The following is a 15,440-nucleotide window of genomic DNA, read 5'->3' as shown; positions in this document are numbered from 1 at the left end:
AAATCCCCCCTTAAATAGTTGGCACTTTAATTCTAGTAGCAAAACGATTTTCAACAAAATACCCTTCAAATGGATTTAATTTTGTACTACTTAAATCTTTATTAGATACATCGAAGACCATTTGGCCTGATGATTTTCTAAGTAAAATAACATGAGATTGCGTTTTTATTGTTTTTGAAACTAAGTCGTATCGACTGTCAATTGAATCAACATCACAGCCAATTACGAAGTGGATGCCCATAAATGCACCATTTGTTATTAATTCCGCTAAACTATATATATCGCTATCTTCTAAATTACTTAAAATATCATTTACATCTGCAATTACGATTACAATCGGCTTAAATTTCTTAATAAATTCTGCCGGGTTCACTGTTTCACTTGATGCTTCCTGCTCCTCTTTAAACGCCGCTTCTCTCGATTTATAAGCGTTTGTAACTTGTTTAATCGTTTTCTCAATTCCTGTTTTTTCAGCTACATATAAAGCAGCGCTCTCTCTATAGTTTGAGAAATTTCGTGTTCTTGTATCAATTAAACCTAGGTCAAAGTGTCCACTGTCTGCTAACTGTTGAAGGAATTGATGAACTACATTTTCAACTTCATCTTTCTTAATTCCCCCTACAACAATATTAGACGCTTCCGTTAAATCTAATTCGAGAGGCGTAACGTTTTCTGTCTCTACACCAAATGTTAGTTTGCCTGCTTCAATAATTTTTCTTGTTTCTGGCCATGCAATGAATTCCTTGTATTCCAGAACTTCAGGTACCATAGGAATTGCTTTCGGTCTTTCTCCATCCCAGAAGGAATCCATCTCTTTTCCTTCAGCTTGTATATTTTCAATTCGAGTAAGGACATCTTCTCCATTTGTCGGTAAAGCTGTTTGGAAGATTGTTGGTTCGTCAATTTTAACTAAACCACGGCCTGCTAATTCTTCAATTTTTAACTCTGTTCTTCCTACAATAGCTCTAGATTCTGCCTCATCTATCATATATAGAGCAATTTGTAGTTTAATATTTGTATTTACTTGTACTCTCAATGCATTTTGACGTGTAGCCGTAAGCATTAAATGAATTCCTACTGCTGCCCCTTCACGTACAATTTGTGCAATAATGCGTTCAAAGTCTTCGACAAATCCAGCTTCTCTAACAGCATCATAGTTATCTAACGTAATTAATATTGTTGGTAATACTTCTTTACTAGCTCTCTCATACATTTCAAGACTCGCAACACCATATTTACTTAGCAATTGCTTTCTCTCTTTTAATAGGTCTTCTATGCGACGAAGAAATTTCTCGCATTTTTCAACTTGGTCTAATGTAATGATGTCTGCCACATGCGGTAAAGATTTTAATGGCATTAAGCCATTTGTTCCGAAGTCTAATAAATACACATGCAAATGCTCCGGACTATGCTGGCGAGCTACATCCATAATGACTGATTGTAAGAATGTTGATTTTCCGTAGCCTGGACTTGAGAAGACTGCTACGTGTCCGTCTTTACTAATATCTAGTGTTAATGGTGTTTGTGATTGTAATTCAGGCTGATCTAGTAGACCAACTGTTGCTTGTAATGGTTTCTTTTCTTTCGTCCATGCTTCTTTGAACTGAATAGCGTGTAAGTCTTGTAAATATACGCTTTCTGGAAGTGGTGGTAACCACGGTCTAGCTAACGCTTCAATTTCATTTATTTCTGCGTAATCGTGAATGTAGTCAATAACAGCATCCAGTTCAGATGGTACGCTTATTACTTCTTTACTGCTACCAAGTCCACTTAAATCTTCACTTAATATTTCATATTGTCCTAGATCATTTATTGCATAGATTGTTGCGTCTAAATGTTCTTTATCCTCTTTGTTTTCTACATAGTCTGCTCCGCTCCAAGCTGATTGGAATAGTTCATAAATTTCATTATTCCCAACTTGTAAGTAAGCACGTCCTGGTAATGTAATTTCAGCAGCATCTGGCGTTTTTAAGATTTCATTACTATCTGACGTATTTTGAACTTTTAGTGCTAGTTTGAATTTCGAGTTACTCCAAATTTGATCATCTACAACACCACTCGGTTTTTGCGTAGCTAATATTAAATGGATCCCGAGTGAACGACCGATACGCGCTGTTGAAACTAACTCTTTCATAAATTCTGGTTGTTCTGACTTCAGTTCCGCGAATTCATCACTAATTAAAAATAGGTGTGGCATCGGCTCACTTACTAAGCCTTCTTTATACAGTTTTTGATACTGATTAATATGGTTTACATCATTTTCCCCAAATAAGCGTTGTCTTTTTTGCAATTCAGCTTTAATTGATGCGAGCGCTCTCATACTTTGTGCTCCATCTAAGTTCGTAATTGTTCCTAATAAATGCGGTAAGTTTTTGAATAAATTCGCCATTCCGCCGCCTTTATAGTCAATTAGTAAAAAGGCTACTTCGTACGGGTGGAAATTGACTGCTAGAGATAAAATATACGATTGTATAATTTCCGATTTACCTGAACCGGTTGTACCTGCTATTAATCCGTGTGGTCCGTGTGCTTTTTCGTGTAAGTTTAAGTTTACGATATCTTCTTTACCACGTAATCCAAGTGGTACAGCTAAAGATTTATGCGCTGCATTTTTCTCCCAACGACTTGTGATATTCAGTTCTTTTACTTTTTCAACGCCGTACATTTCTAAAAATGTTACGCTTTCTGGAATACTATTTTTTAAGTTTTGCAAATGATTTAATGGTGCTAATGCCCGTGAAATATCTTCTAAATTGAACCCTTTCGGTACGTGATTTAGTTTAAATTGACGGTTAACAAGCTCTCCTTGCTCTAAGATGATGTTCCCTTGTTTTGCATCTCTTATATCTATTACCGTTTTCACATGCTCCGGTAAACTTTGCATAACATCTTGTACAAATACAAGTGATACACCTAATTGACTCGGATCATCATTAAAGAATTCCATAACAACATGGTCTAATATTAGTTTTTCATCTGTAATGAGAACGACATAGTGCGGTGCAAAGTACATTTTTTCATTAGTAGAACTTTTTTCATCTAGTTTTAATTTTCGTTCTTTCAATATTTGATACAAACTATTTAACACTTGATCACGGCTACGATCATGGTATACAAATCCACGTACATTTATATCACGAACACTTCCATGAGGTAACCAGCGCATCCAATCCCATTTTTCTTTTTCTTCTTCCGGAAAAATAGTAATAAACTGCAAGTCATAATAACTATGGAATAAAGCCGTTTGTGCAACTAATAATTGTAATTGCTCTAACACTAAAGAGCGTTGGCCAATATAACCGACTGGTCCATTCATTAAATCTGTTACAACTGGTACATCTTCCAATGATAGATAACGCTGTCTTAGTTCACGTGCTATATCGATTAATTCATCTTTCGTTTGACTAAATTCTTCTTCATTAAATTGAATTTCAAAACTCGTATTAGCTTGTCCTGTTCCAACGCTAAATGTTAAGAAATCATGATGTAACATTGTTTTTTCATAAATTCTAGGATTTACTTGAACTGCCATATTACGTATTACTTCTACATTTGGATTGTGATAATGTAATGCGTGACGCTGTTTTTCACTTTCTGCATGTAAATCTTTCGTTTTTTGTTTTATATACTCTCTATAGCTTTTATCTCGTTCAACAATGTCGACTTTATATTGCTTCAAATTTTTAATATACGATGTGACAGAAACAATGATTGTTACTAATGTCATCGCAATCGATGCAATAATAAACATTCCATATTTCATGAAAATAGCAAGTAATACAGTTACGACAATCATGACAAGTGAAGGTGCAATGATTCTTGCTAAATGCTCCGTTGGTTTTGATGGCATACTTGAAGGCTTTGCAATTGTCATTTTCTCTTCTGGTTCACGATAAATAATACGCGGTGAACGATGATAGTCTGGATAACCACTTTGATAATTTGTTTCTGATTCTACTAAAATAGGTAACGCAGATTTCACTTTATCTTCTGAAGAAAGTACTTGAATGTCTTCACTACCAATCTCCAATAAAATACCATCAAAATATAATACGTCTCCTGATTCCAACATAACGCTATCTTTTAACTTCGTATAATTATGAAATACATCCCCGCCATACACGTTCACTTTAAAAGAATCGTACAACGTTTCGCGAGATAGCATTAAATCTACACTAGTCCCGGTAATAGAAATATCATCGTAATCGTTTTGACTCACTGTAAGAGAATGTTTCGTTCCGATATCAAACACTTTAGTTGTGCCAACAATAGATATAAAGATTTTCAAGCTCACATCTCTTGTTTTCCCAATCTCAATTTCCTTATTAAATTCTATTAATTGATCCTGTACCATCCAAGCATTTACTTCATTATTCCACTTTAACTCTACTTCTTGTTCTAAACTTGGATTCGTAATATCATTTGTCCACTCTTTTCCAATCGACACTATTGATTGCTCATTTGGATGTAATGTGCACTTATATATTTTGTCTCCATAAGTCAATACTAATAGTTGCTCCATCCGTGTTCACTGCTCCTTTTCAACTGTCTCATCAAGTGCTTACTCTTTTTTCTCTGTGTCCGACAAATTTTTATCGCTTGATGAATTGCCATATTTCTTTTTATATTCATCTAATTGTTGCTCATATGTTTTTAACTTTTGATCACGTTCTTCCCCTGATAAATCCGGATTATTTTTCAGTGATTCAATTTGTTTAACAAGGCCGTACATAATAAGCTGAGGATCATCAAGTGTCTTAGCTAAATCTAATGATTTATCAAAATTACCTTTTCCGTTATACATCCAATACAGCAAATACTTTTCATCACTTTTCAAACTAATGTTTTTCATAATCGATTTCTTTTGAGCTTCACCTAGTTTTTCAGCTGTAATGTATGCAAATGCTAACTCATATTTAGATGCAATCGGTAATGATTCAAACTCCTCTTCATTCAATTGCGTAATGACTTTGTCATAATCAGTTGCTATGAAACTTGCATTTGCTTCTAATAATTTATTTTGATAAGGAAATTTTATAAAAGTGAAATATATTAAAGGAGCAGCTAAAATAACTGTCGCCGCTATGAAGGAAAAAGCTAAGTATTTAAATGATTTATAGCTTTTTTTAGGTACTAACTGCATATTTTTTCTGTTTTTGTTTGTTCCTTCTCAAAGCTGTCATCAAGAAACTGCAGTAATGCATCTAAGCTTTCCATTTGAGCAACGGTCTGTTCAAATGTTGTTTCTTTTGCATCTTTTAGTAACCCAGCATACAAATCATCAAAGTTATGTTTTTGGGAGAATAAAGCAATAATTAGACACTTATATTGTGTTAAAAATTGCTCTTCTAATAACGGGGTTGGTGGAACAATATCTCGAATTCCTCTATGTATAATACTTGGTATTAAATTAGCATTAAAAACTATATTGTCTGGATGTAAAAAGAACGTGATTCGTTTATTTAAATATTTACGAAACTGCGCAACATTCCGAAGTAGTCTTAATTTCTCATTTCTTCCAAAACGGCTAAGATCGTCCCACTTATATAATTTTTTATCTACTTGATATAGAAACGTAAACATATCATCCGTTTCTTCTATTGTTAATGGTACAAATTCAGATGATTCGCCCGTAATTATATCGAATTGACGGAAGTCTTTTATACGTGTTTGAGATTTGGTCATCTCCAATTTCCAATTTTCTTTTTCTATTTGAAATTGATAGTTCATTGCATCAATTTGAATTATTTTTTCCGTCATGTTTATCCTCTTCTCCTTTTCTTTATAACCCGTAATAACTTATTTTCAAATAACTAAAAGTAAAAAATATTCTTTATAAAACTTGCAAAATATCTCCATCTGTTATTTGGTGATCAATTAAACGATCATTATCTGTTAAAACAATTGACTTATTTTTCACTTTAATTACAAAATGTGAACCTTCATGATTATCAATCTTTAGCGTATCTAATAAGTTTTCCAATAAATATTTAATAGATTGGTGATTCGGAATACGCAAATCGTATGTATTTCCATTCCATTTATTAAAATCTACTGTGACATTAATATGTGTTTGTATTGCCATCGCTTTACCTCCAACTTTTACGAAGAACCGTATAAATACCGATGCAAATAAGTAGAATGCCGCCGCCAAATAATAATATTATTGTTATACTAATTGGCTCTTCATTCATTGTTTCATTACTCGCTACTTCATCTGCACTTTTTCTGACAATGTATTCACTGCTAAACAAACTATTTTTCGTATCTTTAACACTATTATTCTCTTTTTGTTTTATAAAAAGAGAATCTCGCAGAGCTTCCATATCTTTTTGTTCTTTCTTTTTCTTTTTCTCAATTTCTTCTTCTATATCTTGGTTAAATAACTCAATTGATGCTTTATCTAATTCTGTTTCCTTATGTTCCTTTTTATTTTTTTCTTGGTCGCTTTCTTCAAGTCGATCCACTTTAAACTTAATCTTCCCATCATCACCAAGATAACTGTCAGCCGCGCTCCTGATCGGTAGCGCGACAAACAGTAAAAGGATAGAGAGAAATGATAACTTAGCCACTATGCTCCATTGTTTGATCATTTACTTCTTTTTCCTCCCATTTCTTATGCCATACAAATAGATTACTAACCAATCCAATAATGGCAATTACAAACAATACGACAAAAATAACTTTCCCAGTATCTTTACCACTAATAAAATCATTTAGAAAACTTTCTATATACTGAAGCGGTGAGAATTGACGTATCTTTCCGACAGACGACATTTGATCTACTTTACTTCCAACTGCCTCAGTTAAAAATAGGTACATGCTTAAAAATACTAATAGTATAAACATTCCTACCATTTTTATTTGTCGTAATAAGTAGGTTGAGACTAATACAAACGCCATCATAATAAATGTGATGAACGCAATCCATAGTAAACTTTGATCCTGACCGAACTTTAAAAGACGCCCAGAAATGATACCTATACTAATCCCTTCCACAATTGATATACCGAAAGCTACTACTGTAGTTGGTACATTCATATCAATTAATGAGAATTTCTCTTCAAAATGATCTGATTGCATTCGTTTCTTTTCTTGATTCGCAATTGCGTATGCTGTAAATAATGCAACAATGAAACAAGTTAATACAATTAAGTATGGTGTAAAAGCATTTCCTGCTACAATTACTCCATCATTTTGCTTTTGAACTGGACTAGCTAAAAAGTCATATAACATCTCATTTTGACGATCTCCAATACGGCTATTCGCTAAAATTTTCGTAAAGTTTTTGGAGAATGATTTATCATCTTCCATTTTCTTCGTAAAGTCATTTAATAATAAATCAGCTTTTGAAACAATTGTCGTTCCGCTGTCTTGAATTTCTTTTGCTTGTCCATTGATTTGATCAAATGTTTTATATACATCGTCTGAAGTTGCTAAACTATGCTTCGAACTTTCGACCAATGACTGACTTTGCATCATTAATGATTTAATACCAGAATCTAACGATAAAACAGCTGTTTGCTCACCAGCATGATTTGTTGTTACTACTTGCTGCTCTTCAACTAGCTTTAAGCTATTCTCACGCCATTTCGCTAAACCTTTTACATACTCACCTAAATTTTCATTCATACTAGTTGCTTGTTGCGTCGTTCCATTTAATTTCTCTGCTAGTAGTATTGAATTTTGATCCGCACTAGTAATGAATTGTTGATAAGAGTCTATTTTTTGTTTTAACCCTGTCATATCTTGCTTAACTTCTGTCGTAATACTAGATGACACAAGATTTGAAATTAAATCAATTAAGCTTTGTTTATTTAATACGTAGTACAAAGATTGATCCGTCGCAATTGCATCTAAACTTCCCTCTTCTAACTTAGGACCTACATCTTTCGTTCTTAAATCAATCCCATAATACATTTCGTAAAGGCTCATTAAACCTTGATAACTTTCGACTGTATCTACTGCTTCTTTTATTAATACACTAGATATATTTTTTGTTAATACTTCTGCTTTTTGATGTACAACTTGATTCGTTGTACTTTCAATAACTTTACCGTTATCTGTTCCTGTTTCGCCTCCTGGATTTCCTCCGGTTCCGTTATCTGTTCCCGTTCCGCCTCCTGGGTTTCCTCCGGTTCCGTTGTCTGTTCCCGTTCCGCCTCCTGGGTTTCCTCCGGTTCCGTTATCTGTTCCTGTTTCGCCTCCTGGGTTTCCTCCGGTTCCGTTGTCTGTTCCCGTTCCGCCTCCTGGGTTTCCTCCGGTTCCGTTGTCTGTTCCCGTTCCGCCTCCTGGGTTTCCTCCGGTTCCGTTATCTGTTCCCGTTCCGCCTCCTGGGTTTCCTCCGGTTCCGTTGTCTGTTCCCGTTCCGCCTCCTGGGTTTCCTCCGGTTCCGTTGTCTGTTCCCGTTCCGCCTCCTGGGTTTCCTCCGGTTCCGTTATCTGTTCCCGTTCCGCCTCCTGGGTTTCCTCCGGTTCCGTTGTCTGTTCCCGTTCCGCCTCCTGGGTTTCCTCCAGTTCCGTTGTCTGCTCCCGTTCCGCCTCCTGGGCTTCCTCCGGTTCCGTTATCTTTCCCTGTTGTGTTTTCCATTTTTTTTATAATAGGGTTTTTAGCACTGTGTACTAACGGCATTATGCCATACTGTGATTTATGAACCACATTTTCCACCTTGCTATTTTCCGTTTGTGTTCCTTTATCTTCTTTGTTAGGTTTTTCTTTTTCAGGACTAGTTTCTTTTTTATGAGTCCCACTCAATTCCCACTGCCACATTACAGGAGAGAAAACATCTATATTGATGTTTGAATCTTTTAACTTCACATGCAAGCTAATCTTTATATCCCCTTCATTACGAGGAGCTATTGTAATTTCTCCTGCTTCGCTTTGAAGAAAGTCACTTGTACGATCCACATCATCAATATATAAAGCTTCTGTACTTCCATCTAGTTTAAATTCTTCTGGAATCTTTATCTTCAAAATTTGCGGAGATTCCATTTTAATTACTTTAGCAGTATCACTAAATGTAATTCCCTCTGTATAAAGTCTATCCTTTACTTCTTTAATAGCGTTTCCTAAAGATACTTTATTTACAGGATCATAATAAAAATCATTTTCTTTATTATATTTTTTTGTAAATTGAATTACATTTTGCAGTTGTAATTTCGTTGTATCTGGTAAATCACTTTGACCGATTTCTTCCATGTTTAAACTAGGTAATTTCGCAATTAAATTCTCTATTTGTTTCTTTATTCGAACATCTGGTTGTTTCATTAATGTATTTATAAAGATTTCTTGCTTTCCATCATTCGACATAGATTGCTTTAACTTCTTAATTACCGTCTCTTGAATATCACTTTCTAACTTTCCAGCAAGTTCTGTATCATATTCAGACACTTGTTTTTTTACATCTGTTAAATATTTTTGAATTGCTGAAGCATCAGTTAAAATATTGGGTTCTTTCTCTGAAAACGTAAATTGATTTGAAATAATTTTATTAGCGGATTCCAATGCACTTAATTGCTTTAAAGCATCGCCTGTATTCATATCATTCATATATTGATTAAATTGATTTGTGAAATTATTCGCTAACAAATTATTATCAGTTTGCATTTTTTGAAAGTTATTAAAACCATCTAAGTACGTATTGTTAGATTTATTCCCCTCATCTAACGCTTGACCGAAACCTTTTAAAACATCCTGAAATCCTTTGAAACTATTAACAGAAACACCTGTATAATCTTGTACTGTTTTAAATTGATTTGTGTAATTTGCTAACGGACTATGTATATCTTTTTTATACATAGTTGTTTGAACGTTTCCTTTTTCAATTATTTTACCTATATTATCTTGTGCACCTTGTAGCTTACCGATAATACTCGCAAAATAAACGTCGATTATTTGCTTATTGAAATCTTCTAAAATAACAGAAGCTGTATTTTCTGCCTCAGCTTTCAAATCCTTATTCCCAGTTGCATTTACTTTGTAGTTTAACGTTAATTTCTCCGGAATCTCTGAATCAATCGCAACTGCCTTCCTAGAAAAATCATTTGGAATAACAATCATCATATTGTAATTATTATTTTTCAATCCATTTTCCGCTACCCCGCGACTAACTACGTACCATTCTTGTTTCGTATTTTTATTTACATTTTTAACAAATTGATCTCCAAACGCTATTTTATTGCCCTCAAATACAGTGCCCTGATCTTCATTTACCAACGCAACTGTCATTTTTGGTGTAGTATTCTCATTAGCTTTCTTAACATTTTGATTTAATGCTAAATAGGAGACCCCTGTCGATAGTACAAGAGCTAAAATAATAAACAACAAGATGCTCCATTTGAACTTTTTCACTACTTATCACTCCTGCGACTGCAAGTCTATCTAATGAAAGACTTCGTATCTTACTCTAGTTTTAAAGTAATTTAGCCATACAACGTATGGTTGCATGGCTAAATTATATATTTCTTTTTATCTGTCTTATTGTAGACCGAAATTACGAGAAAGATCTTCGTCATGTCTAGCAACAGCTTCTGCAGTTTTATTAAGCTGCATATTAATTTCTTGTAATAACTGTGCGAAGTTTTGTACTTTTGGCTTTAGTTGATTGAACTGTTGGTCAAAACCTTCGAAAGCACGACCTTCCCATTCTCCTCTTAATTCATTTTGTAAGTTTTGTAGTTGACGTAAAATGTCCTCAATTTGATTTGCACCTTGTCCATATCGAGTCGCTTTCGATTTAAGCTCCTCTGGTGACATACGAATTTGTCCTGCCATTATTAAATCCCCCTTAAAATTAAAAAATAGTAAAATTAACCAATAATCAATTCTACAAATTGATTATATCAATAATTTAAAAATTTCTAAACAAAAAAATGATATTTTTCCAAAATTTCTCTTTTACTATAATAACGATATATTGTATAATACTAATTTATTTGTTTTTTAAGCACACTCTATAAATCTACTATAAAATAAAGGCAAACCATCTATTTTATACTTATTCGCTTTAAATTCCAGCGATAAAGTAGCCACTAAATCATTATTTTCTCTTCTCTCATTCAGACTATTCTACTCACTTCAAAGTCATAATTACCTGCCTTTCAACAAACCCAAACTCTTCGTACATCTCTTTTGCAAAATTCCCAGCAAATACATTCAACCGAATTTCTGAATACTTCTCCTTTAATTCCTTAATACCAGCTTCCATCAGTTCTCGCGATAATCCTCTCCCGCGATATTCTGGGAAAACGTACAATTCATATATAAATCCAAGTTTTTCACGAGAAAAATAGTCTGTATTTTCCCCTATTAATATCCATCCCATTACTTTATTTTTTTCTTTAACGATTAAATAGTATGCTCCTTTTTCTACAATCGGCTTTGTAATCTCAATTGCTTTCTCGGTACTTAATTGACAATTCCCTCTCGTCCCTTCAAAAAGCGATTGAGCCGAATATTTTAATATTTCATTGGTATCTTCTTGATTCGCCTTAACAATCATTTTTCACAACTCCCCTTGAATAATAGGCATTACTATCGCTTGTTCAAGATTCTCCGCTTCCATAACAATTGCTGTTAATCCGTGTTCTGTACTTGTTTCATGGAGCTCTCCCTTTTCCCAAAACACAGCTTGTCCCGCCTCTATCTTTATCTTTTCTTTATTTACCCCACATACATATCCAGCTCCTTCCACAATAAGAAGCAGTTGAGATACAACTGCTTCATGATTACCGATGATTCCATTCTCGTGTAAATGCATAGCACCGATATGTATATTTCCTCGATGGTTTAATATTTTCGACATGATGAAATTAGATTGAAATACTGATAGGTGCTTTCCTACTTTTTCACTAAAATCAAAAATTTTCATTACTAGTTCTCCTTATACGTATAAAACCATCCTTACTGTCTGCATCATATGTCCTTCAAAGTCTTCTTCAAATTGCTCTAATTCAGCAAAACCTTTCGCTTCATAAAAGCGTTTTCCTTTTTCATTTGCTGCTTCTACATGTATGTACAATTTCCGTATCCCATTTAATGCTTTAATTCCTTTTTGTAATAAAGCACTTCCGATCCCTTTTCCTTGCTGATCTGGTAACAAATAAATCGCACCTAATTCCGCTTCATTTTGTAGTCTAACAGGTGAAAAGTTCGCAAACCCTATTACTTCTCCTTCTTCTTCCGCAACGAATAAATGCGTATTTTTAAGACGATATTTCATTTTTTCATCAGAATATGCCTCGTCTAAAAAACTGTCTTGAATTTCTCTTGGAATAATGCCTTCATATGTATCATGCCAAGCTATTTTTGCTACTGATTGTACAGCATGAATATCTTCTTGCTTCATTTCTCTAATTATATATGTCATCTCGATGTCTCCATTCTCTTTAAATTATATTCTGCTAATATACTAGAAGAAATGGCAGAACCATTTTCATAATTCACCTTAATTAATTTTAATTTCTCAATTGAAGCTGTTACAAAATCAAATTTCTCATAAATATATTCCATCACACTTAAAAACTGCTTTGTATGTAATCTATTTGCAATTGTACAATGCGGTACCCATTTTCCCGGTACGTAATATGAATTTGGGTTGTCATGAAAAGTTTTAAAATAATCATGATAAGAATAATGAAGTTTTAACAATTCATTGGTAACAGTCGGCGCTAGAAAGACCGTTCCATTAGTAGGAAAAATTCCAACAGAAGGAAAAGTTACTGCATCCATATTTTCTTGAATAGCTACAAACTCCCCTAGTTTCTCAGTATACAAATGAACATCTAACTCATTATAATCAGCTAACGTAATATGAGGTTCTACTCCAGCTAGTTGATTTGTTCCAATTACATTTGTTAATTCATTTTGCAGTTCTGTAATTTTATTAGTAAACACACGATCAAATGTAGCAATAATAGCGTACAATCTTTCTCACCCCTTCGTTACACATAGCGCTTCCCATTCTTCACGAATCATGCCCATTCGAATAGAATCATAGTATGTTCCGTTATAATAACGACACTTTCGCATTCTACCTTCTAAGCTCATTCCTATTTTCTCCGCTACTTTCATCATTCGTTCATTACCAGACCAAGTCGTGATTCCTACTCTACCAATCTCCATTTTTTCAAATAGCAAATCTCTATATAATGTCAATGTTTCTGTACCGTATCCACCATTCCAGTATGTTGGGTCATAAATCACAAGCCCCATCTCTAACCAACGCGTCGGTTTGTATTCCCAATAAAACCCAACTGTCCCAATGATTTGACCGTTATTTTCTATAATTAAATTGGATAGCGGTTCTTCTTTTAAACAAGTTTGCATCTTTTCCTTATAGGATGAGTATTCTTGCATTGAAAACGGAAAATACGGTGCATCCCATTTTTTCCATTCTGGATTTTCTTCTTTAAACACGAGATTCCATAATGTTTTTATATCTGATTCTTCAATTGTACGAATTGTTACTTTCTTCCCCATTAATACAACGTTTTGCATAATTCCCTCCTGCATTCCTCTTTATTTCATATATAATTATAATATTTTTTCAGAAAAATCAAAACTAATATCATTTATTATATTGTATAATTTTGTTATTAGATACCAATTATTGATTTAGAAAGCTGGTGATTCAGTGAAGAATCGATTTAGTATTGCTTTATTTCTTACTATTGTTACGACAAATATTATTCTCTATTTCTTCTTACCATTAAGTATTGTTACGAAATGGGACTTTAATGGAACGCCTACATCAACAATGGATAAAAGCACTTTTGTAATCGTAAATATAATTATATGTTCCTTCTTATTCTTTGTATTTTTAGCTTTATCTAAAGCAGCGAGTAACCAAAAATTTCTCCATTGGATCGGCAACACAATGTTACTATTCTTATTTTTTGTCGATATTGTCATCGCCCTCATCGCTCTTGGCTTTTCACTTCCTCTTGATCATTTCATATTTTTAGCATTAGGGCTTTTATTTATATTAATAGGTTATTTCAGTTCCAAAATTGATACGACTAAATCAACCGTTTCATTAGAATGGAATGATAAGCACCTTGAAAAAAGAGCTTCAAATATTAGTAGTATTTCAATGATGATAGCAGGTATTTTTTTAGCGATACTTCCTTTTATCGTTTCTGCTCCCTATAGAGGTTATGGCATACTAGCAATTCTTTTAGGAATGACGCTTATCATTCTGCCGAGTACGATTTATTTACTTATTAAAGACAGCAAGCAATCTACTCCTTTAAAAAAATAGGAGGTTATATCCCTCCTATTTCAGCTTAATGTTTTATTTTTCACTTTTTCTATCTCAACTAAAATCCCTTTCTCTATCCAACCCTCTACGCCATCTTTTTTAATTAAATCATATCCTGAACAGCTATCATCAATGAGAGAAACGATATCTCCCTTCCTAACGCTTATTTGCGCACAAGAAATATCGGTTTTCACTGTATATTCACCTGACTTAAGTTGTTTCATATATTCATTTTTTACAGTGAGCACATTATTCGTTTCCTTTTGTTTACATACGGTGTAATCTTGCATCTTCTCGATAGGCTCTATGTAATAATACGGATATGTCACTCCGCCCTGCATTTCTGAATTCGCATTAAAATCCGCTATTACTTCGTACTCTGGAAAATAGTCTACATATGTATAAGAAAACGTATCGCCCGTTTGTTTCCTCTGAATAATAAATACGTTTAATTGCCCTGCTTCTTTAATTGCATTTCCTCCATCAATTGCAATAATTTTTTTCTCCTTATCAATAACTGGATTATTAGACGGTGCTTCTTCAGAATAGTTCACGACAGGCCAATGACCGACTATTACATACTTATTTGCTTTATGTGATTGATTGAAAAACTCCGGCATTGCTATCGCATTTTTGCGCTCAGTTTCTTTCCAATCTACTCTATCTTCTAGACCGGCATGCACAAAAATATAATCTTCTGTTTCAATCGCTGTTGGCAACTCTGTTAGCCAATATAGTTCTTGTGAAAATTCACTTAACAATGCTTCTTTCACTTCACGAATTGAAGTGCCCTCATGAACTGAAAAACCCAATTGCTCTAGCCATTCATTAAAAATTGAATGCTTCCTCGTACATAAATAATTAATAAGACCAGGATTTTCATTTAGAAGAGCATCAACTAAAACTTCACAATTCCCTTCAACAACGTGAACCTTTGAATTGTTCTTTACAAGATTCATAACGTAGTTTACTACGCCTACGCTATCTCGTCCTTTCTCGCAAAGATCTCCATTAATAATTAAATAATCTTCATCTTTAAAGTTAACTTTATGTAGTGCTTCTTTTAAAAGATTTAATTCTCCATGAATATCAGATATGACAATAACTCTAGCATCATTAGGGATTGATAGTTTTTTTATTTTTTTCAAGTATAAGCGCTCCAATCATTCTCTTTATTAAA

12 protein-coding genes and 1 pseudogene are annotated in these 15,440 nt (G+C 33.8%); 1 reads left to right on the top strand and 12 read right to left on the bottom strand.

Annotated elements, in window-relative coordinates; all coding sequences use genetic code 11:
- Window positions 1–10: 10 nt before the first annotated feature.
- The 11 genes and pseudogenes from essC to JFU02_RS29850 all read right to left on the bottom strand — a co-directional run bounded on the left by essC (window position 11) and on the right by JFU02_RS29850 (window position 13,497).
- Entirely contained in the window at window positions 11–4,522 is a 4,512-nt protein-coding gene (essC, locus tag JFU02_RS29900; protein ID WP_097960441.1) for a type VII secretion protein EssC, read from the bottom strand.
- A gap of 39 nt (window positions 4,523–4,561) precedes the next feature.
- Window positions 4,562–5,760: pseudogene (gene essB / locus JFU02_RS29895) on the bottom strand (type VII secretion protein EssB).
- Window positions 5,761–5,833: 73 nt separating this feature from the next.
- A complete protein-coding gene (locus JFU02_RS29890) occupies window positions 5,834–6,085 on the bottom strand; it encodes an EsaB/YukD family protein (RefSeq protein ID WP_201072036.1) in 252 nt (83 codons plus the stop codon).
- A 4-nt stretch (window positions 6,086–6,089) separates the two neighbouring features.
- Window positions 6,090–6,593, bottom strand: a complete 504-nt coding sequence (essA, locus tag JFU02_RS29885; protein WP_000595661.1) for a type VII secretion protein EssA — start codon at window positions 6,591–6,593, stop codon at window positions 6,090–6,092.
- Window positions 6,565–10,350, bottom strand: coding sequence for a type VII secretion protein EsaA (gene esaA / locus JFU02_RS29880; RefSeq protein ID WP_346656161.1), 3,786 nt, complete (start codon window positions 10,348–10,350; stop codon window positions 6,565–6,567). The genes essA and esaA overlap by 29 nt, the downstream gene beginning before the upstream one ends.
- Before the next feature lie 126 nt (window positions 10,351–10,476).
- The gene (locus tag JFU02_RS29875) at window positions 10,477–10,773 is read right to left on the bottom strand and encodes a WXG100 family type VII secretion target (protein ID WP_000918601.1); all 297 of its coding nucleotides are present in this window, start codon (window positions 10,771–10,773) and stop codon (window positions 10,477–10,479) included.
- Window positions 10,774–11,071: 298 nt separating this feature from the next.
- On the bottom strand, window positions 11,072–11,500 hold the full coding sequence (locus JFU02_RS29870) for a GNAT family N-acetyltransferase (protein ID WP_000635650.1): 429 nt from the start codon (window positions 11,498–11,500) through the stop codon (window positions 11,072–11,074).
- A 3-nt stretch (window positions 11,501–11,503) separates the two neighbouring features.
- Entirely contained in the window at window positions 11,504–11,869 is a 366-nt protein-coding gene (locus tag JFU02_RS29865; protein WP_000688076.1) for a cupin domain-containing protein, read from the bottom strand.
- Window positions 11,870–11,881: 12 nt separating this feature from the next.
- Window positions 11,882–12,367 (bottom strand): GNAT family N-acetyltransferase, encoded by a 486-nt coding sequence (locus JFU02_RS29860; RefSeq protein WP_000221048.1) that lies wholly within the window; start codon window positions 12,365–12,367, stop codon window positions 11,882–11,884.
- The gene (locus JFU02_RS29855; protein ID WP_086405912.1) at window positions 12,364–12,924 is read right to left on the bottom strand and encodes a 2'-5' RNA ligase family protein; all 561 of its coding nucleotides are present in this window, start codon (window positions 12,922–12,924) and stop codon (window positions 12,364–12,366) included. The genes JFU02_RS29860 and JFU02_RS29855 overlap by 4 nt, the downstream gene beginning before the upstream one ends.
- 6 nt (window positions 12,925–12,930) lie before the next feature.
- Window positions 12,931–13,497 carry a GNAT family N-acetyltransferase gene (locus JFU02_RS29850; RefSeq protein ID WP_201072034.1) on the bottom strand — a complete coding sequence of 189 codons (567 nt, stop codon included), beginning with the start codon at window positions 13,495–13,497 and terminating at the stop codon, window positions 12,931–12,933.
- A 136-nt stretch (window positions 13,498–13,633) separates the two neighbouring features.
- Between JFU02_RS29850 and JFU02_RS29845 the strand changes: the two genes are divergently transcribed.
- Window positions 13,634–14,260 carry a DUF1648 domain-containing protein gene (locus tag JFU02_RS29845; protein WP_086405914.1) on the top strand — a complete coding sequence of 209 codons (627 nt, stop codon included), beginning with the start codon at window positions 13,634–13,636 and terminating at the stop codon, window positions 14,258–14,260.
- A 20-nt stretch (window positions 14,261–14,280) separates the two neighbouring features.
- On the opposite strand, the gene JFU02_RS29840 is transcribed toward JFU02_RS29845, so the two are convergent.
- The gene (locus JFU02_RS29840) at window positions 14,281–15,408 is read right to left on the bottom strand and encodes a metallophosphoesterase (RefSeq protein ID WP_000721385.1); all 1,128 of its coding nucleotides are present in this window, start codon (window positions 15,406–15,408) and stop codon (window positions 14,281–14,283) included.
- Window positions 15,409–15,440: the final 32 nt, after the last annotated feature.

The organism is Bacillus sp. TH13, from assembly GCF_016651175.1.
Taxonomy (GTDB): domain Bacteria; phylum Bacillota; class Bacilli; order Bacillales; family Bacillaceae_G; genus Bacillus_A; species Bacillus_A thuringiensis_S.
This window is presented reverse-complemented; position numbering and strand designations above follow the sequence as displayed.